General features: G+C 62.0%; 23 protein-coding genes. 11 read left to right on the top strand and 12 right to left on the bottom strand.

Annotated features, from left to right (window positions below; all coding sequences use genetic code 11):
- Window positions 1–66 precede the first annotated feature (66 nt).
- Together ACIP02_RS09095 and ACIP02_RS09090 are read right to left on the bottom strand one after the other, a co-directional pair.
- Window positions 67–1347: a CynX/NimT family MFS transporter gene (locus ACIP02_RS09095; protein ID WP_400615392.1), complete on the bottom strand. Its 1281-nt coding sequence runs from the start codon at window positions 1345–1347 to the stop codon at window positions 67–69.
- Between the two features lie 13 nt (window positions 1348–1360).
- Entirely contained in the window at window positions 1361–2011 is a 651-nt protein-coding gene (locus ACIP02_RS09090; RefSeq protein ID WP_400615390.1) for a FadR/GntR family transcriptional regulator, read from the bottom strand.
- A gap of 138 nt (window positions 2012–2149) precedes the next feature.
- Between ACIP02_RS09090 and ACIP02_RS09085 the strand changes: the two genes are divergently transcribed.
- Entirely contained in the window at window positions 2150–3346 is a 1197-nt protein-coding gene (locus ACIP02_RS09085; RefSeq protein ID WP_400615388.1) for an alkaline phosphatase family protein, read from the top strand.
- A gap of 177 nt (window positions 3347–3523) precedes the next feature.
- On the opposite strand, the gene hisC is transcribed toward ACIP02_RS09085, so the two are convergent.
- The 10 genes from hisC to ACIP02_RS09035 all read right to left on the bottom strand — a co-directional run bounded on the left by hisC (window position 3524) and on the right by ACIP02_RS09035 (window position 11453).
- Window positions 3524–4570: a histidinol-phosphate transaminase gene (gene hisC / locus ACIP02_RS09080; RefSeq protein WP_400615386.1), complete on the bottom strand. Its 1047-nt coding sequence runs from the start codon at window positions 4568–4570 to the stop codon at window positions 3524–3526.
- Between the two features lie 2 nt (window positions 4571–4572).
- The gene (gene hisD, locus ACIP02_RS09075; RefSeq protein WP_400615383.1) at window positions 4573–5898 is read right to left on the bottom strand and encodes a histidinol dehydrogenase; all 1326 of its coding nucleotides are present in this window, start codon (window positions 5896–5898) and stop codon (window positions 4573–4575) included.
- A gap of 134 nt (window positions 5899–6032) precedes the next feature.
- A complete protein-coding gene (hisG, locus tag ACIP02_RS09070) occupies window positions 6033–6668 on the bottom strand; it encodes an ATP phosphoribosyltransferase (RefSeq protein WP_346644887.1) in 636 nt (211 codons plus the stop codon).
- A 91-nt stretch (window positions 6669–6759) separates the two neighbouring features.
- The gene (murA, locus tag ACIP02_RS09065) at window positions 6760–8025 is read right to left on the bottom strand and encodes a UDP-N-acetylglucosamine 1-carboxyvinyltransferase (RefSeq protein WP_400615380.1); all 1266 of its coding nucleotides are present in this window, start codon (window positions 8023–8025) and stop codon (window positions 6760–6762) included.
- A gap of 23 nt (window positions 8026–8048) precedes the next feature.
- A complete protein-coding gene (locus ACIP02_RS09060) occupies window positions 8049–8288 on the bottom strand; it encodes a BolA family protein (RefSeq protein ID WP_003255121.1) in 240 nt (79 codons plus the stop codon).
- Between the two features lie 117 nt (window positions 8289–8405).
- On the bottom strand, window positions 8406–8708 hold the full coding sequence (locus tag ACIP02_RS09055) for a lipid asymmetry maintenance protein MlaB (protein ID WP_400615376.1): 303 nt from the start codon (window positions 8706–8708) through the stop codon (window positions 8406–8408).
- The gene (locus ACIP02_RS09050) at window positions 8705–9352 is read right to left on the bottom strand and encodes a phospholipid-binding protein MlaC (RefSeq protein WP_400615374.1); all 648 of its coding nucleotides are present in this window, start codon (window positions 9350–9352) and stop codon (window positions 8705–8707) included. Before ACIP02_RS09050 ends, ACIP02_RS09055 begins: the two co-directional genes overlap by 4 nt.
- A gap of 9 nt (window positions 9353–9361) precedes the next feature.
- The gene (gene mlaD / locus ACIP02_RS09045; RefSeq protein WP_201198762.1) at window positions 9362–9847 is read right to left on the bottom strand and encodes an outer membrane lipid asymmetry maintenance protein MlaD; all 486 of its coding nucleotides are present in this window, start codon (window positions 9845–9847) and stop codon (window positions 9362–9364) included.
- Window positions 9847–10644 carry a lipid asymmetry maintenance ABC transporter permease subunit MlaE gene (gene mlaE / locus ACIP02_RS09040; RefSeq protein WP_201198760.1) on the bottom strand — a complete coding sequence of 266 codons (798 nt, stop codon included), beginning with the start codon at window positions 10642–10644 and terminating at the stop codon, window positions 9847–9849. Before mlaE ends, mlaD begins: the two co-directional genes overlap by 1 nt.
- On the bottom strand, window positions 10644–11453 hold the full coding sequence (locus ACIP02_RS09035) for an ATP-binding cassette domain-containing protein (RefSeq protein ID WP_085623991.1): 810 nt from the start codon (window positions 11451–11453) through the stop codon (window positions 10644–10646). The genes mlaE and ACIP02_RS09035 overlap by 1 nt, the downstream gene beginning before the upstream one ends.
- Before the next feature lie 245 nt (window positions 11454–11698).
- Here ACIP02_RS09035 and ACIP02_RS09030 point away from each other — a divergent pair, with 245 nt between their 5' ends.
- The 10 genes from ACIP02_RS09030 (at window position 11699) to ACIP02_RS08985 (ending at window position 18697) form a co-directional block, all read left to right on the top strand.
- Window positions 11699–12673 carry a KpsF/GutQ family sugar-phosphate isomerase gene (locus ACIP02_RS09030; protein ID WP_400615369.1) on the top strand — a complete coding sequence of 325 codons (975 nt, stop codon included), beginning with the start codon at window positions 11699–11701 and terminating at the stop codon, window positions 12671–12673.
- Window positions 12673–13197, top strand: coding sequence for an HAD family hydrolase (locus tag ACIP02_RS09025; protein ID WP_201198754.1), 525 nt, complete (start codon window positions 12673–12675; stop codon window positions 13195–13197). Before ACIP02_RS09030 ends, ACIP02_RS09025 begins: the two co-directional genes overlap by 1 nt.
- Before the next feature lie 8 nt (window positions 13198–13205).
- A complete protein-coding gene (gene lptC / locus ACIP02_RS09020) occupies window positions 13206–13778 on the top strand; it encodes an LPS export ABC transporter periplasmic protein LptC (protein ID WP_400615367.1) in 573 nt (190 codons plus the stop codon).
- On the top strand, window positions 13765–14289 hold the full coding sequence (gene lptA / locus ACIP02_RS09015) for a lipopolysaccharide transport periplasmic protein LptA (protein WP_029887549.1): 525 nt from the start codon (window positions 13765–13767) through the stop codon (window positions 14287–14289). Before lptC ends, lptA begins: the two co-directional genes overlap by 14 nt.
- Window positions 14290–15015 carry an LPS export ABC transporter ATP-binding protein gene (lptB, locus tag ACIP02_RS09010; RefSeq protein WP_027595607.1) on the top strand — a complete coding sequence of 242 codons (726 nt, stop codon included), beginning with the start codon at window positions 14290–14292 and terminating at the stop codon, window positions 15013–15015. It abuts the gene before it with no gap.
- 174 nt (window positions 15016–15189) lie between these two features.
- Window positions 15190–16683 (top strand): RNA polymerase factor sigma-54, encoded by a 1494-nt coding sequence (locus ACIP02_RS09005; protein ID WP_201198748.1) that lies wholly within the window; start codon window positions 15190–15192, stop codon window positions 16681–16683.
- A gap of 79 nt (window positions 16684–16762) precedes the next feature.
- Window positions 16763–17071 carry a ribosome hibernation-promoting factor, HPF/YfiA family gene (hpf, locus tag ACIP02_RS09000; protein WP_003255135.1) on the top strand — a complete coding sequence of 103 codons (309 nt, stop codon included), beginning with the start codon at window positions 16763–16765 and terminating at the stop codon, window positions 17069–17071.
- Window positions 17072–17083: 12 nt separating this feature from the next.
- Window positions 17084–17548: a PTS IIA-like nitrogen regulatory protein PtsN gene (gene ptsN, locus ACIP02_RS08995; RefSeq protein WP_201198746.1), complete on the top strand. Its 465-nt coding sequence runs from the start codon at window positions 17084–17086 to the stop codon at window positions 17546–17548.
- A gap of 2 nt (window positions 17549–17550) precedes the next feature.
- Window positions 17551–18405: an RNase adapter RapZ gene (rapZ, locus tag ACIP02_RS08990; protein WP_201198743.1), complete on the top strand. Its 855-nt coding sequence runs from the start codon at window positions 17551–17553 to the stop codon at window positions 18403–18405.
- Between the two features lie 19 nt (window positions 18406–18424).
- Window positions 18425–18697 carry an HPr family phosphocarrier protein gene (locus tag ACIP02_RS08985; protein WP_056795941.1) on the top strand — a complete coding sequence of 91 codons (273 nt, stop codon included), beginning with the start codon at window positions 18425–18427 and terminating at the stop codon, window positions 18695–18697.
- The last annotated feature ends 89 nt before the right edge of the window (window positions 18698–18786 follow it).

Here is an 18786-nt window from a genome sequence, read left to right as displayed (position 1 = left end):
GGACCTGTGGTTTTCCTGTGGGAGCGGGCGTGCCCGCGAAGAGGCCGGCACTGCGAAGAAACACCCTCAGACTTTTTCGCTGCTCACCTGAACATGCAATGCCCGCCCGGCACCCAGCCCGAACACGATGGCGCCAATCCCCAGCACGGCAAAAATCCAGCCCACCGCCGCCCAGCCCCCGGTCAGGTCATGCACAAGGCCCACCGCAAACGGCCCCATCGACGCCAGGGTATAACCCACCCCTTGGGCCATGCTCGACAGGTTCGCTGCCACATGCGCGTCCTTCGAGCGCAGCACTATCAAGGTCAGCGCCAGGGCAAAGGTGCCGCCCTGCCCCAAGCCCAGCACCACCGCCCAGCCCCACAGCCCGGAAAGCGGTGCATACAGGCAGCCAAACAGCCCTGCCAGGGTGATCAGCATGACCACCACGATCGCCAGGCGTTGGTCCTTGCCGCGGGTGGCCAGCCACGGCGCGCTGAGCGAGCTGACCAATTGCACGATCACCGATCCCGACAGCACCAGACCCGCCTCGGTCGGGCTCAGGCCACGCCCGATCAGGATCGAAGGCAACCAGCCAAATACAATGTAGGCCAGTGACGACTGCAGCCCCATGTACAGCGTCACCTGCCAGGCCAGCGGGTCACGCCACAAGCCGCGCACGCGGTAAGCCACCTTGTGCAGGCCATGCCCTTGTCGGGCTTGCGGCAGCCACACCAGCATGGCCAGCACGGCCGGTAGCACCCAGAAACCCAGGCCCAGTGCCCAGCTTTCATCGAAATACCTGGCCAACGGTACGGTGGCACCCGCCGCCATCGCTGCGCCCAGGCACAGGGCCATGGTGTACACGCCGGTCAGCGTGCCAGCGTGCTGGGGGAAGTCGCGCTTGACGATACCCGGCAACAACACACCGATAATGCCGATACTGGCCCCCGCCATCAGGCTGCCAAGGAACACCCCGGCAACGCCAAAGCTGCTGCGCACCACAATGCCCAGTGCCAGCGTGACGAGGATGCCGACGATCACCCGTTCGCTGCCAAAACGCCGTGCCAGCAGCGGCGCCAGTGGCGCAAACAGCCCCAGGCACAACACCGGCAAGGTGGTCAGCAAGCCGGCCTGCGAGGCATTGAGCCCCAGGCCATCGGATACCTGGCCCAGCACCGGCGCCATGCTCGACAGCGCCGGGCGCAGGTTCAGTGCCACCAGTACCAGGCCGAGCAACAGCAACCAGGGCCGGCGCAGTTGCACGGGCTGTTGCTGCACTTGCTCGTCGTCAGCTTCGGCGTCGATCAGCAACTCATCGAGGTCCCGCTGGTGCGACGGGGTATTACGGGTGATGGATTCAGCCATGGCCTTCTCGGGTTCAGGATTCGATGAGGGTACGGCTCAGGCGTTTGGCCCGCTCCGCGTCACGTTGCTCGATGGCGTCGAGGATCTGCCCGTGCAGATCGAACGTAGCCTGACAGCGTGGCACCGTCGCCATGTTGTGCTGCAGCGCCGCCGCCACCACGCCAGAGAAATAACGGTACAGCTCGCTGAGCGCAGGGTTGTGCGCGGCATCGACCAGCCGCTGGTGAAACACCAGGTCGCACGTTACATAGGTGTCGACATCCCCATGAAAATGCCCGGCACTGCCGGCCAGGGCATCTCGCAGCCCTTGCAGGTCAATTTCGGTACGCCGCAGCGCGGCCAGGCCAATGGCCTCGGTCTCAAGAATGTGGCGGGTTTCACGGGCCTGCTCGGCGGTACAGCGGGACATTGCCTGCACCGCTTGCAGCGGGTCCTGGGCGGTACGCAGGTAGCTGCCATCACCTTGGCGTATCTCTACCAGGCCGCTGAAAGCCAGTACACGCATGGCCTCGCGCACGGTGTTGCGGCTAATGCCCAGCTGCAGGGCCAGTTCCGGTTCGGTGGGCAGGCGCTGGCCGACCTGCCAATCGCCCAGCACGATACGCTCGCGCATGCGCTCAACCGCCAATTCGACCAAGGAACGCCTGGTCAGCTCTGTACTCATTCGACTCAACCAATCATCCGATGAATTAATGCAGCTTACCGGATGGTAAGCGGCGCCGTAAACCACCTGTCATTTCTGCCAGTTGTTGGCAACTCGCTTTGTTGCAACCCTCGTGGCGTACTTCAAGGATGCCTCTACATGCGACTAGTGAGCCTGTTGTTACTGCTGTTCCTGGCCCTGCTGCCGGGGTGTGATCCCGCTCAACCACCAAGCCGGCCCAAGGCCTTGTTCATTGGCCTGGACGGGGTGCAGTTGGAGCAATACCTGACACTGGGCGACGCCACCCACCTGAAACAGCGGCTGTACTATGGCAAAGCCTACGCGGGCGGTATCAACGGTAAAGCCAGTGAGCAAGCCACATTAAGCGCCCCCGGCTGGGTCACCTTGCTGACAGGTGTATGGAGCGACAAACATGGCGTTGTTTCCGACGCCGAGTCGCTGCGTGCCAACCCGACGTTTCCCAGCCTGTTCAAACGCCTGCGCCTGGCCCTGCCCAATGCCTACCTCTCCAGCATCGTCAACTGGCCCCCCATCAACACGGCCTATCTGCTGGAGGACGCCCATGGTGCCGACGTACGCGAGAGTGGCTTGTCCGATGATCAGGTGGTTGAGCGCACATTGCAGATCCTTGGCAACACGCCCGCTGACTTCACCTTCATTCAACTCGACGAACCTGATCAGGTCGGCCACCAGCAGGGTTATGGCGAGGGCGGCAACAATCGCTATCAGCAGGCCTTGCGCAAGGCCGACAGCGAGATCGGTCGGCTGCTGGACAAAGTGGAGCAAAGAGGCCGTATGTTTCCGCTGGAGGACTGGCTGGTGATCGTCAGCACCGATCATGGCCGCGACTATTGGGGCAAGGGCCATGGCAGTGCTTCGGAGCAGGAAAAAACCATTTTCATTGCCAGCAACAAGCCAATGAATGAGGAGCTGACCAAGCCGAGCATTCCGGCGGAAATGCCGGGGCCGGACAACCTGTACGGGCTCCCCGCACAGACCTCGGTGGCCCCCACCATCCTGCGCCACATGGGCCTCAAGCTGCAGCCGGACTGGCTGCTGGATGGTACACCCTTGCTAGGTGATACCGGCGTGCGCAAGGCGCGGGTCGATGAAAGCAAAGGGCGGCTGCGCTGGAACAGCGAGGCCAAGGGTTACCTGACGATACTGAAAAACGGGCATGTGGTTGCCCAGGTTGCCGCCAGGGACGGGCAATGGACAGATCCGGACGGGATGGCGCAGCAGAATGATTATGTGCTGATGCTTGAGGGTACGCCGACAGCGGTGCGCAACAGGCCGGCGGCCAAGGCGTTTGTCATAGAGGAAAGCAGTTACTAAGCGGAATGCGCTTTTTGTAGGAGCGGCCTTGCCGGGGCGCCGGACCGGTCGGATCGGGCCGCAAAGCGGCCCCAGCCATTTTTGCCTTAACGCTGAAATACTGGGGCCGCTGCGCGGCCCGCTCGCGACACAAGGCCGCTCCTACAAGGACCGCGTAACAGCAAATAGCGTTGTGGGTCAGTTCAGCGCATCCAGCAGCGCCTGGTTCATCTCCGGCGTGCCGATGGTGATGCGCAGGAACTGGGCAATGCGTGCCTGCTTGAAGTGGCGCACGATCACGCCCTGCTCGCGCAGGCGCGCTGCCAGTTCGGCGGCGTCCTGTTGCGGGTGGCGGGCGAAGATGAAGTTGGCTGCCGATGGCAACACTTCAAAGCCCTTGGCCTGCAACTGGCCAACCAACGCCTCGCGGCTGTCGATCACCTTGCGGCAAGTGTCCTCGAAGTACGCACGGTCTTCGAACGCAACTGCTGCACCGACAATCGCTGCGCGGTCCAGCGGGTAGGAGTTGAAGCTGTTCTTGATCCGCTCCAGCGCCTCGATCAGGTCGGGGTGGCCGACTGCCAGGCCAACGCGCAGGCCTGCCAGCGAGCGCGACTTCGACAAGGTCTGGGTAACCAGCAGGTTGTCGTAGCGGTCCACCAGGCTGATGGCCGTTTCGCCACCGAAATCAATGTAGGCTTCATCCACCACCACCACCGAATCACGGTTGGCCTGCAGCAACTGCTCCACCGCCTGCAACGGCATCAGGCAGCCCGTCGGCGCGTTGGGGTTGGGGAAGATGATGCCGGCGTTGGGCTTGCTGTAATCCTCAATGCGAATCTGGAACTGCTCGTCCAGCGCCACCTGCTCGAAGGCAATGCCGTACAGCCCGCAATAGACCGGATAGAAGCTGTAGCTGATATCCGGGAACAACAGCGGGGCATCGTGCTGGAACAGGCCGTGGAAGATGTGCGCCAGCACCTCGTCCGAACCGTTGCCGACAAACACTTGCGCTGGGGTTACGCCGTAGTACTCGGCAACGGCCTGCTTTAACCGGTCACCGTTCGGGTCCGGGTAAAGGCGCAGGTTGTCGTTGAGCTCGGCGCGCATGGCTTCCAGCGCCTTGGGCGATGGGCCATAAGGGTTTTCGTTGGTGTTCAGCTTGACCAGGCGGGCCAGTTTCGGCTGCTCGCCCGGCACGTAAGGCACCAGGTCCTTGACGAAGGGGCTCCAGAAACGACTCATGCTCAGTTCCCCTTCTCTTGGGTCAGGATACGGTATTCAGCGCTACGGGCGTGGGCAGTCAGCGACTCGCCACGGGCCAGGACCGAAGCCGTGTGGCCCAGTTCGGACGCGCCCAGTTCGGAGCAGAAAATGATCGACGAACGCTTCTGGAAGTCATACACCCCCAGCGGCGACGAGAAACGCGCGGTGCCGGAGGTCGGCAGCACGTGGTTAGGGCCAGCGCAGTAGTCACCCAGCGCTTCGCTGGTGTGGCGCCCCATGAAGATCGCGCCGGCGTGGCGAATCTGCGGCAACCAGGCCTGCGGGTCGGCCACCGACAGCTCCAGGTGCTCCGGGGCGATGCGGTTGGCCACTTCGATGGCCTGCTGCATGTCGCGCACCTGAATCAGTGCGCCACGGCCGTTGATCGACTTCTCGATGATCTCGGCACGCTCCATGGTCGGCAGCAGCTTGTTAATGCTGGCGGCAACGCGGTCGAGGAAGGCGGCATCCGGGCTGACCAGGATCGCCTGGGCGTCTTCGTCGTGCTCGGCCTGGGAGAACAGGTCCATGGCGATCCAGTCCGGGTCGGTCTGGCCGTCGCACACCACGAGGATTTCCGACGGGCCGGCGATCATGTCGATGCCGACCTGGCCGAATACATGGCGTTTGGCGGTGGCCACATAGATGTTGCCGGGACCGACGATCTTGTCCACCTGTGGCACGCTTTCAGTGCCATAAGCCAGTGCCGCCACGGCCTGGGCACCGCCGACGGTGAATACACGGTCGACACCGGCGATGCAGGCAGCCGCCAGCACCAGCTCGTTGACCTCGCCACGCGGGGTCGGCACCACCATCACCACTTCAGTCACGCCGGCAACCTTGGCCGGGATGGCGTTCATCAGGACCGAGGACGGGTACGATGCCTTGCCGCCGGGTACATACAGGCCGGCACGGTCCAGCGGAGTGACTTTCTGGCCCAATACCGTGCCATCGGCCTCGGTGTACTGCCAGGAATCCTGCTTCTGCCGCTCGTGGTAGATGCGCACACGGTTGGCGGCCTTTTCCAGGGCTTCACGCTGGACCGGGGTAATGCGGGTCAGCGCCAGCTCCAGGCGCTCGCGGTTGAGGATCAGGTCGTCAATCGACTTGGCATCGACACCGTCGAAACGCTGGGTGAATTCTACCAGTGCTGCATCGCCACGCTCGCGCACGGCCTTGATGATGTCGAGCACGCGCTGGTTGACCGCGTCATCGGACACACTTTCCCAGCTCAGCAGATGGTCCAGATGTCGGGCGAAATCCGGATCAGCAGCGTTGAGACGGGCAATTGCAGTGGACACGGTCATGGCGAGGGCCTCGATTATTAGCGAATGCTCAGGCGCCCAAGGCTACCAGTCCATCCGCGCGGGCACCCGAGAAAAGTGGCTATGACGCGGATAGACGGGCGCGACAGCGAAGGCCGCGCGCAGTCGGTAGAGAGTCAGCCGCGGTGTCGCGATTCGACCGCTTGGCGCAGCGTGTCGATCAGGCTCTGGATGCGGGCGTGCTGCATTTTCATGGAGGCCTTGTTGACCACCAGGCGCGAGCTGATCGTGGCGATCAGTTCCTGGGGTTCCAGGCCGTTGGCACGCAGGGTATTGCCGGTGTCGACCACGTCGATGATCTTGTCGGCGAGGTTGATCAGCGGTGCCAGCTCCATCGAGCCGTACAGCTTGATGATGTCGACCTGGCGGCCTTGTTCAGCGTAATAGCGTTTGGCTACGTTGACGAACTTGGTAGCCACGCGCAGGCGGCCCTTGGGTTCGGCTGCACCGACCGCACCCGCGGTCATCAGCTTGCACTGGGCAATCTGCAGGTCCAGCGGCTCGTACAGGCCTTGGCCGCCGTACTCCATCAGCACGTCCTTGCCGGCCACACCCAGGTCGGCGGCACCATGCTCGACATAGGTCGGCACGTCGGTGGCACGCACGATCAGCAGGCGCACGTCTTCCTGCGTGGTAGGGATGATCAGTTTGCGGCTCTTGTCCGGGTTCTCGGTCGGCACGATGCCGGCCTCGGCCAGCAACGGCAAGGTATCGTCGAGAATACGGCCTTTGGAAAGCGCGATGGTCAACATTGGAACGTCGGTCCTTAAGCGGCTACTGCCGGCCAGGTCATCGACCTGGCCGCATTCAATTCGAAGGGTCCATCCATGCACCCGTGGGCCATTAGCCCGGTACGCGGCGGATTTTCGCGCCGAGCATCTGCAGTTTCTCTTCGATGCACTCGTAGCCACGGTCGATGTGGTAAATGCGATCGATCAGGGTATCGCCTTCGGCAACCAGTGCCGACAGCACCAGGCTGGCAGAAGCGCGCAGGTCGGTGGCCATGACCGGAGCACCTTTGAGCGCCGGGACGCCGGTGACGATGGCGGTATTGCCTTCGACCTGAATCTGCGCGCCCATGCGGTGCATTTCGTAAACGTGCATGAAGCGGTTTTCGAAGATGGTCTCGATGACTGCGCCCGTGCCTTCGGCAATGGCGTTCAGCGAGATGAACTGCGCCTGCATGTCGGTCGGGAATGCCGGGTACGGCGCGGTACGCAGGTTGACGGCTTTTGGCCGCTTGCCGTGCATGTCCAGTTCGATCCAGTCTTCACCGGTGGTGATGTCGGCACCGGCTTCCTTGAGTTTTTCCAGTACGGCTTCAAGGATGGTCGGGTCGGTGTCCTTGACCTTGACGCGGCCACCGGTCACGGCAGCAGCAACCAGGTAGGTACCGGTTTCGATACGGTCCGGCATCACGCGGTAGGTGGCCGAAGCCAGGCGCTCGACGCCGTCGATGGTAATGGTGTCGGTGCCAGCACCCTGAACCTTACCGCCCATGGCGTTGATGAAGTTGGCCAGGTCGACCACTTCCGGCTCACGCGCAGCGTTCTGCAGCACGCTGCGGCCTTTGGCCAGGGCAGCGGCCATCATGATGTTCTCGGTACCGGTCACGCTGACGGTATCGAAGAAGAAGTGCGCACCGCGCAGGCCACCTTCAGGCGCCTTGGCCTTGATGTAACCGCCTTCGACTTCGATCTTCGCGCCCATGGCTTCGAGGCCACGGATGTGCAGGTCGACCGGGCGCGAACCAATGGCGCAACCGCCAGGCAGGGCCACTTCGGCCTCGCCGAAACGGGCAACCATCGGGCCCAGCACCAGGATCGAGGCGCGCATGGTCTTGACCAGCTCGTAAGGCGCGACCAGGGTCTTGATGGTGCGAGGGTCGATTTCCACCGCCAGCTTTTCATCGATCACAGGCTCGATGCCCATGCGCCCGAACAGCTCGATCATGGTGGTGATGTCGTGCAGGTGCGGCAGGTTGCCCACGGTGACCGGGCCATCGGCCAGCAGGGTCGCCGCCAGAATCGGCAGGGCTGCGTTTTTCGCGCCCGAAATGCGGATCTCGCCATCAAGACGAGGGCCGCCAGTAATAATCAGTTTGTCCATTGGAGTCTCGCCGCCACGTTGGCTCAGGTGCGCTCAGCCCAGGCTGCGCTGCTGAAAAATTTCATGGTTACCGCATGGATGCTGCCATTGGCGATCCACGGATTCAGGTGAGCATAGATTGCCTGCTGACGTTTGACCGGGCTCAGGCCAGCCAACTCATCGCTGATCACGTTCAACTGGAAGTTGCAGCCTTCGCCTTCAACTTCGACCCGGGAACCCGGCAATTTCTCTTCAAGGAAGCTTTTAACTTCTACGGCCTGCATGCTCAACCTCAATCGGCGCCCGATGCGCACGGGTCGGCCATCATACAAAAAAGCCCCTCGCCTGCGAAGCCCAACGAGGGCTTCGCTGACCGAGGGGCCATCATCCGTGCCGGGCCATCAGGTTGCCAGCACTTCATCGAGGTCGTAGACCTCGGCAATTTCCCGCATGTCGTCGGGCATCCCGCGTACTTCGCATGCCTTGCCGGTGGCTTGACCATCACGAATGTACGCAAGCAATAGCGACAGGCCGACACTCGACGACTTCTCAACCGCCGAGCAATCAAGCACCAGGCGCGGCTCACGCGAACTGTCGATCAGCGCCTTGCCCTGTTTGCGCAGGGCCGGGCCGCTGCGGTAGTCCAGCACGCCAGCCAGGCGCAGTACGCCCGGCTCGGCCATGCTCACGGCGGCCTCACTCATTTGACGGTCTTCTCTGGCGAGCTGTCGGCAGCCTGCTTGGCCTTGGCCACTTCGCCGGCCCAGCCGTCGATGGTCTTGTCCAGGTCGTTGCCGTTGCGCTGCATGGCATCAGCGAACTGGTCGCGGAACAGCTTGCCGATGTTGATGCCGTTGACGATCACGTTACGCACTTTCCATTCGCCACCCAGGTTTTCAAGGGTGTACTGCACCGGATACACGGCGCCATTATTGCCGGTGACCTTCATGCCTACGGAGGCCCGCTTGCCGTCATCGGCCTTGGCCGGGTCTACAACGATACCCTGGTTGTTGTACTCCAGCAGCGCGTTACCGTAGAACTGGAACAGGCTGCGCTTGAAGTTTTCCTGGAAGCGCTGCATCTGCTCGGGCGTGGCCTTGCGCGAGTACTTGACGGTCATGATGCTTCTGGAAATACCGTCGGCATCGACCACCGGCGCGAGAATCCGGTCAAGGGTATCGTAGAACGCTTGCGGGTTGGCTTTGTACTGCTCCTTGTTCGCCTTGAGCTCACCCAGCAGCTCGGTGGTGGTGCTCTGCACCACGTCGTGCGGCGACTGCGCCGCCAGTGCCATCAGGGGGAAAGCCGCCAGCAGAACCAGCAGGCCACGTCGCAGGATCGAAATCATGGAAACTCCTTAATTAGCCGGTTGTGCTTCTTTCGGTTCCTTGCCAACGGAGTTGAGCAGGAACTTGCCAATCAGATCTTCCAGCACCAGTGCCGACTGGGTGTCATGGATGGTCGCACCCTCCTTGAGCACCTCTTCTTCACCGCCCACGCTGATGCCGATGTACTTCTCGCCAAGCAGACCGGCGGTCAGGATCGAGGCCGTGGAATCGGTCGGCAGGTTGTCCACCGACTTGTCCAGCTGCAACGTCACCCGACCGGTGTAGGAATCACGGTCCAGATCGATGGCGGTGACCTTGCCGATGGTTACACCGGCCATGGTCACTTTAGCTCTGACCGTCAAACCGGCAATATTGTCGAAGTAGGCATAAACTTTATAGGTATCGCTGCTCGGGCTGGCCGACAGCCCGCTGACACGCAGGGCCAGCAGCAGCAGCGCCAGGATCCCGGCCAGGAGGAACAGGCCGACACCGATTTCCAGGGTGCGGTTTTGCATCAGAAATCTCCAAACATCAAGGCGGTCAGAATAAAGTCCAGACCCAGCACTGCCAACGAGGCATAGACCACGGTCTTGGTGGTGGCACGGCTGATCCCTTCTGAGGTGGGCTCACAGTCGTACCCCTGGAATACGGCGATCCAGGTCGAGACGAAAGCGAACACCAGGCTCTTGATCAGCCCATTGAGCACGTCGTCAGTGAAAGAAACACTGTTCTGCATGTTGGCCCAGAACGAGCCTTCGTAAACGCCCAGCCAGTCCACTGCGACCCACGAGCCCCCCCAGATACCGACCACGCTGAAGATCAGCGCCAGCAGCGGCAGCGAGATGAAACCGGCCCACAGGCGTGGCGCAACGATGTACTTGAGCGGGTCGACGCCGATCATTTCAAGGCTCGACAGCTGCTCGGTGGATTTCATGTTGCCGATTTCGGCAGTCAGCGCAGAACCGGCACGGCCGGCAAACAGCAACGCCGTCACCACCGGGCCAAGCTCACGCAGCAGGGTCAGGGCAACCATCTGCCCTACCGCCTGTTCGGAACCGTACTTGGTCAGGATGCTGTAGCCCTGCAGCGCCAGCACCATGCCGATAAACACCCCGGACACGACAACGATTGCCAGCGACAGCACACCTACCGAGTAGAGCTGCTTGGTCAGCAGCTGGAAGCCGCCGCCAATGCCACCGCGACCGACCAGCGCATGGAACAGAAACAGGCAGGAACGCCCCAGCACCGCCAGCACGTCGATGGCCGAACGGCCCAGCAGGCGGACACGTTCGAGTAAGGATTTTCTGCGCATCAACGCGCCCCCAGCAGGTCGGCGCGGTAATCAGGCGCGGGAAAGTGGAAGGGAACCGGGCCATCCGGGTCGCCCTTCATGAACTGGCGAATCCGCGGGTTGTCCGAACCCATCAGCTCATCGGGCGTGCCCTGGCCCAGCACCTGGCCGTCACCTACCACGTAGATGTAGTCGGCGATGCTGGCGGTTTCTGCCAGGTCATGGGAAACCACGATACTGGTGATACCCAGGGCATCGTTGAGCAGACGGATAAGTCGCACCAGTACCCCCATGGCGATCGGGTCCTGGCCGACGAACGGTTCGTCGTACATGAGGATCTGTGGGTCCAGGGCAATTGCCCGGGCCAGCGCCACGCGGCGCTTCATGCCACCGGACAGCTCGTCGGGCATCAGGTCGATGGCACCGCGCAGGCCCACGGCCTGCAGCTTCATCAACACGATGTCACGGATCATTTCGTCCGACAGCTGGGTATGCACGCGCAGCGGGAACGCGACGTTCTCGAACACATCGAGGTCGGTGAACAGCGCGCCGCTCTGGAACAGCACCCCCATCTGCTTGCGGGCATCGAACAGGTCACTGCGCGACAGCGTCGGCAGGTTCTGACCGGCAACCCATACCTCACCGCTGGCGGGGCGCAACTGCGCACCCATCAGGCGGAGCAACGTGGTCTTGCCGCAACCCGATGGCCCCATGATGCCGGTGACCTTGCCGCGCGGGATGCGAATGTCGACGTTGCTGAAAATGCTGCGCGAACCGCGTTTGAAGGTTACCCCCTTCAACTCGACCGCGTAGGCGCTATCCACACTCATCTAGACTCCTTGCTAATGCAGCCTCGTCCATATGGACGCCGGCCTCCATCCGGAAGGCACACACGCCCCAGGCAGGCCGAATAGCGGCGAACTATAGCACCGCTCAGCACGCCGCCCCAAGGCCATGCAGGCTTCGTTCAGCTCTGAGACAGGCTGTGGGGCATTGCGGGGCTAATGGAAATGGTGAGGGTTTCTTTCATTGCGGCTATAATCGCCGCCTTTTCATCAGGCACTGCTTTATCGACATGAGCCAATCCAGCGAGCTGATTCAATCCGCGCAGCGCACCGTGCGCCTGGAACTCGAGGCCGTCGAGGGCCTGCTGGCGCGCATCGACAAGCATTTTGTCAAAGCCTGCAAACTGATCCTGGCCAGCCAGGGCCGGGTGGTCGTGCTCGGCATGGGCAAGTCCGGGCATATCGGCAACAAGATCGCCGCCACCCTGGCCAGCACCGGCACACCGGCATTTTTCGTGCACCCGGCCGAAGCCAGCCATGGCGACATGGGCATGATCACCCGCAACGATATCATCCTGGCGCTGTCCAACTCGGGCAGTACGGCCGAGATCGTCACGTTGCTGCCGCTGATCAAGCGCCTGGGCATTACGCTCATCAGCCTCACCGGCAACCCGGATTCCACCCTGGCCCAGGCGGCAGAGGTCAACCTCGATGCCCGGGTCGCACAGGAGGCTTGCCCGCTGAACCTTGCCCCCACCTCCTCGACCACGGCTGCCCTGGTGCTGGGTGACGCGCTGGCCATTGCCCTGCTCGAAGCCCGCGGTTTCACGGCCGAAGACTTCGCCTTTTCGCACCCGGGCGGTGCACTTGGGCGGCGCCTGCTGCTGAAGGTCGAGCATGTGATGCATGCCGGCGACGAGCTGCCCAAGGTATTGCGCGGCACGCTGCTCAAGGACGCACTGCTGGAAATGTCACGCAAGGGCCTGGGCATGACCGCCATCCTCGAACCGAATGGCAAGCTGGCCGGAATTTTCACCGACGGCGACCTGCGCCGCAGCCTGGACCGCAACATCGACGTGCACACCACGCTGATCGACCAGGTGATGACCGTACACGGCAAGACTGCCCGCGCCGAGATGCTCGCTGCCGAGGCACTGAAAATCATGGAAGACCACAAGATCAACGCACTGGTGGTCGTCGACCAGGAAGACCGGCCAACCGGCGCCCTGAACATGCACGACCTGTTGCGTGCCGGAGTAATGTGATGAGCCAGAACCTCATGCAACGTGGCAAGGCCATCAAACTGGCGGTGTTCGATGTCGACGGTGTCCTGACTGATGGCCGCCTGTACTTCCTTGAAGACGGCAGCGAGTTCAAGACCTTCAACACCCTCGATGGCCAGGGAATCAAGATGCTCATGGCATCGGGCGTGACCACCGCGATCATCAGTGGGCGCAAGACCCCGGTGGTTGAACGCCGGGCCAGAAACCTCGGCATCCCGCACCTTTACCAGGGCCGCGAAGACAAATTGGTGGTGCTTGACGGCCTGCTCGCCGAACTCGGCCTAAGCTATGAACAGGTCGCCTACCTGGGTGACGACCTGCCCGACCTGCCGGTGATTCGCCGGGTCGGCCTGGGCATGGCAGTGGCCAATGCCGCGCCCTTCGTTCGCCAGCACGCCCATGGCGTGACCCAGGCACGGGGCGGTGAAGGTGCTGCCCGCGAATTCTGCGAACTGATCATGCAGGCCCAGGGCACCCTGGATTCTGCCAACGCCAACTACCTGTAAGGCTGCCCATGCTCAGCAAGAAAGTCCGCAATATCGCGCTGCTGGCGGTCACCGCCGCCGTGCTCGCAGCCATCGGCTACTGGAATGTCAGCCCGGAGAGCTTCCTCGACCAGCCTGTGGCGCAGGTCGATGAGAGCGCAATCGACTACTATGCGATCAACGCGCATAGCGTGCAGTTCTTGCCGGACGGCAAGCTGCAGTACGAAATGACCGCTGACAAGGTCGAGCACCTGAAGGCCACTGAAGTAACCCTGGTCACCACGCCGAACTTGCACATGTACCGCGGCACCGAGTACCCCTGGCACGTCCAGAGCGAGCGCGCCGAGGTAAGCCCGGACGGCAGCGAGGTCGAACTGATCAACCAGGTACGCGTTGCCCGCACCGACGAAAAGCAGCGCGATACCATTATCACCAGCTCACGCATGACCGTATTCCCGCAGAAGCAATATGCGCAGACCGAGCAAGCCGTTAGAATCGACGGCGCCGGTGGCACAACCACGGGCAAGGGCATGAAAGCGTATTTGAAAGAAGGCAAGATGGACTTGCTCTCTAACGTAAGAGGACAGTATGAGGCTCGTTAAAACCCTCCCCCTTTTGCTCAGCCTGAGCGCAGCACTGGGAAGCGCGAGCGCCTTCGCCCTGCCGAATGACCGTGACCAGCCGATCCGCATCCAGGCCGACAACGCGCATCTGGACGACAAGCAGGGTGTCGCGACCTATACCGGTGACGTCATCATCACCCAAGGCTCGATGATGATCAAAGGCAACACCGTGACCATGACGCGCGCCGCCAACGGCGACATCGACGTGGTCACCTCGGTTGGTAACCTGGCCTACTTCGAGCAGCAGCAGAGCGCCGCCAAGCCCGACAAGATGAAAGGCTGGGCCGTGACTATCCAGTACCAAGCGCAGAAAGACACCGTGATCCTCACCGACCGCGCCAAGGTCGAGAACGAGGGCAACACCACCGAAGGCGAGAAGATCGTCTACAACACCAAGTCGCAGGTGGCAACCGCCGGCCGCGGTGGCAACGTGACCCAGCCACGTCAGCGTATCGACATGGTGATCCAGCCCAAGAAGAAGGCCGAGTAAATGGCAACCCTCAAAGCCCAGCACCTGGCCAAAAGCTACAAGGGGCGCCAGGTCGTGCGTGATGTCAGCCTGTCGATCGACAGTGGCCAGATCGTCGGTTTGCTTGGCCCCAACGGTGCCGGCAAGACCACCTGCTTCTACATGATCGTCGGCCTGGTCCAGGCCGAGCAGGGTCGCGTACTGATCGACAACCTCGACGTCAGTCACCAGCCCATGCACGGCCGCGCCCGCGCTGGCATCGGCTACCTGCCGCAGGAAGCCTCGATCTTTCGCAAGCTGTCGGTGGCCGACAACATCATGGCCATCCTCGAGACCCGCAAGGAGCTCGACCGCGACGGCCGACGCAAGGAACTGGAAAGCCTGCTGCAGGAGTTCCACATCAGCCATATCCGCGACAACCTTGGCATGAGCCTGTCCGGTGGCGAACGCCGCCGCGTCGAGATTGCCCGCGCCCTGGCGACCGCCCCCAAGTTCATCCTGCTGGACGAACCGTTCGCCGGTGTCGACCCGATCTCGGTCGGTGACATCAAGCAGATCATCCACCACCTCAAGGCCAAGGGTATCGGCGTACTGATCACCGACCACAACGTGCGAGAGACCCTGGACATCTGCGAAACCGCTTACATCGTCAACGATGGCCGGCTGATCGCCGAAGGTGACGCCGAAACCATCCTGGCTAACGAACTGGTCAAAGAGGTTTACCTGGGTCACGAGTTCCGGCTCTGACCCGGCACGCGCCTGGAGCACTGGCTAAAAGCCCTGAAACCAGGGGTAAAGTTGTTACGTACTCTAGGCAAACGCTACAATTTAAGGCATAAAACTTGCTTGATCTGGCGCCCCGGCGCCCTCGTGTAGTGGATGGCGCATGCGCGCCGGCGAACAAGGTATTAAGCCCCAGCCATGAAACCATCGCTCGTCCTAAAAATGGGCCAGCAACTGACGATGACACCGCAGTTGCAACAGGCCATCCGCCTGCTCCAGCTTTCCACCCTGGATCTCCAACAGGAAATCCAGGAAGCGCTGGAGTCGAACCCGATGCTCGAACGTCAGGAAGACGGCGACGACTTCGATAACAGCGACCCGATGGCGGACAACGCCGAGAACAAGCCGGCCGCCGAAGTCCAGGACAACAGCTTCCAGGAAAGCACTGCCAGTGCCGACAACCTGGAAGACGGTGAATGGAGCGAGCGCATCCCCAACGAGCTTCCGGTCGATACCGCCTGGGAAGACATCTACCAGACCAGCGCCAGCAGCCTGCCGAGCAACGATGACGACGAGTGGGATTTCACCACCCGCACATCGGCCGGCGAAAGCCTGCAAAGCCATCTGCTGTGGCAGCTGAACCTGGCGCCGATGTCCGACACCGACCGCCTGATCGCCGTCACCCTGATCGACAGCATCAACGGCCAGGGCTACCTCGAAGACACCCTTGAGGAGATCTGCGCCGGCTTCGACCCGGAGCTGGATATCGAGCTGGACGAGGTCGAGGCGGTGCTGCACCGCATCCAGCAGTTCGAACCGGCCGGTGTCGGTGCCCGCACCCTCGGCGAATGCCTGCTGCTGCAACTGCGCCAGCTGCCCGCCAGCACCCCGTGGATGGCCGAGGCCAAGCGCCTGGTCAGTGATTTCATCGATTTGCTCGGCAGCCGCGACTACAGCCAGCTGATGCGCCGCATGAAAATCAAGGAAGACGAGCTGCGCCAGGTCATCGAACTGGTGCAAAGCCTCAACCCGCGGCCCGGCTCGCAGATCGAATCCAGCGAACCCGAGTACGTGGTGCCTGACGTCATCGTGCGCAAGGACAGCGAGCGCTGGCTGGTGGAGCTGAACCAGGAAGCCATCCCGCGCCTGCGCGTCAACCCGCAGTACGCCGGTTTCGTGCGTCGCGCCGACACCAGCGCCGACAACACCTTCATGCGCAACCAGCTGCAGGAAGCGCGCTGGTTCATCAAGAGCCTGCAAAGCCGTAACGAAACCCTGATGAAGGTCGCTACGCAGATCGTCGAGCACCAGCGCGGTTTCCTCGACCACGGGGACGAAGCGATGAAGCCGCTGGTACTGCATGACATTGCCGAAGCGGTAGGCATGCACGAGTCGACCATTTCGCGGGTAACCACGCAGAAATACATGCACACGCCGCGTGGCATCTACGAACTGAAATACTTTTTCTCCAGCCACGTCAGCACCTCCGAAGGCGGAGAATGCTCGTCTACGGCGATCCGCGCGATCATCAAGAAACTGGTTGCAGCGGAAAATCAGAAAAAGCCATTGAGTGACAGCAAGATCGCTGGTTTACTGGAGGCACAAGGCATCCAGGTAGCCCGTCGCACCGTCGCCAAGTACCGCGAGTCCCTCGGCATCGCACCGTCGAGCGAGCGCAAGCGACTGATGTAGCCCCTGAGATGTGCCACAGCGTTTGTGGGGCAGGTGCAAGACCTGCCTCTTTATGCACGGGCAACAAAGGAGAAGCTGTATGCAAGTCAATATCAGTGGACAGCATGTAGAAGTCACCCAGCCACTGCGCGATTACGTGCTTGAAAAGCTCGCCCGCGTGGAGAGTCACTTCGACAAGATCACCAACGTGCAGGTCATCATGAAGGTCGAGAAGCTGCAACAGAAGGTCGAGGCGACCCTGCAGATTCCCGGCGGCGAAGTGGTAGCCAACGCCGAACACGAAGACATGTATGCAGCGATCGACGCCTTGGCCGACAAGCTCGACCGCCAACTGAAAAAACACAAGGAAAAACAGCAAAGCCTGCTGCAAGGTGCAGCTGCCCGCTGATCCCACTCATCCATGATCCGACTTGAAACCATCCTGACCCCCGGCCGTTCCCTCGTGAACGTGCCGGGCGGCAGCAAGAAGCGCGCCCTTGAAAAGGTCGCCACCGTCATCGCCGAACAAGTGCCGGAACTGGAGATGCAAGACGTCTTCGAAAAACTGGTCGCCCGGGAAAAACTCGGGTCGACCGGTTTTGGCAATGGAATCGCCATTCCGCACTGCCGGCTTGAAGGCTGCTCCGCTCCAGTCAGCGCCCTGCTGCACCTGGAAGCCCCCATCGATTACGATGCCATCGATGGCGCGCCGGTGGACCTGTTGTTCGTCCTGCTGGTACCTGAAGCCGCCACCGATGCCCACCTGGAACTGCTGCGCCAGATTGCCAGCATGCTCGATCGCAAGGACGTCCGTGATCGCCTGCGTGCGGCCACTAGCAACGAGGCCCTGTTCCAGGTAGTCCTGGACGTACAGAACGAGCACTGAACATGCACCTGATCATCGTTAGCGGCCGGTCCGGCTCCGGCAAGAGCACCGCCCTCGATGTCCTGGAAGACAATGGTTTCTACTGCATCGACAACCTGCCCGCCGGGCTGCTGCCGCAGCTCGCGGAAAATGCACTGATCAACACCGAGCTGCTGCAACCCAAGGTGGCCGTGTCGATCGACGCACGCAACCTGCCCAGCCACCTGTCGCGCTTCCCCGAGCTGCTCTCGGAGGCCCGCGCCCGCCACATCAAGTGCGACGTGCTGTACCTGGATGCCGATGAAGACACCCTGCTCAAGCGTTTTTCGGAAACCCGCCGCCGCCACCCCCTGACCAATGCCGACCGCTCGCTGGCAGAGGCCATTCGTGTGGAAAGCGAGCTGCTGGGGCCGATCGCCGACCTGGCAGACCTGAAAATCGACACCACCAGCCTGAACCTTTACCAACTGCGTGATTCGATCAAGTTGCGCCTGCTCAACAAGCCCGAGCCTGGCACGGCGTTTCTGGTCGAGTCGTTCGGTTTCAAGCGCGGGATGCCGGTCGATGCCGACCTGGTGTTCGATGTGCGCTGCCTGCCCAACCCGTACTGGAAGCCCGAACTGCGTGAACACTCCGGCCTGGAACAGCCGGTGATCGACTACCTGGCCACGCAGCCGGATGTCGAAGACATGTTCAACGACATTTCCAGCTACCTGCTCAAGTGGCTACCCCGCTTCGCCGCCAGCAACCGCGCCTACGTCACCATTGCCATTGGCTGCACCGGTGGCCACCACCGCTCGGTGTACATCACCGAACGCCTCGGCCAGTTGCTGCAACAGTCCCTGAAAAACGTCCAGGTTCGCCACCGCGACCTCTAGCCCAAGGATCCGCCCCACCATGCCCGCCCGCGAAATCACCATCATCAACAAGCTGGGCCTGCATGCCCGGGCGGCAGCCAAGTTCGTCGGCGTAGCCGGCCGCTTCCCCTGCCAGGTGCGGGTTGGCCGCGCGCCGGACAAATTGGTGGATGGCAAGAGCATCATGGCGGTGATGATGCTGGCAGCGGGCAAAGGCACCCAGGTGCACCTGCATACCGAAGGTGAACAGGACACCGATGCCATGGATGCGCTGGTCGAGCTGATCAACAACTTCTTCGACGAAGGCGAGTAAGCTGCCGGGCCCGACATGACTTTTTCAGCGCCTGTGAGATCGAGCGCCGCCCGCGCGGCGCTTCGCGGCTAAAGCCGCTCCTACATTTG

Origin of the sequence: Pseudomonas sp. NPDC089408, assembly GCF_044749445.1 — a bacterium.
Taxonomy (GTDB): Bacteria; Pseudomonadota; Gammaproteobacteria; order Pseudomonadales; family Pseudomonadaceae; genus Aquipseudomonas.
Note: the sequence above shows the minus strand (reverse complement) of the source record. Positions and strands in the feature narration are given on the sequence as shown.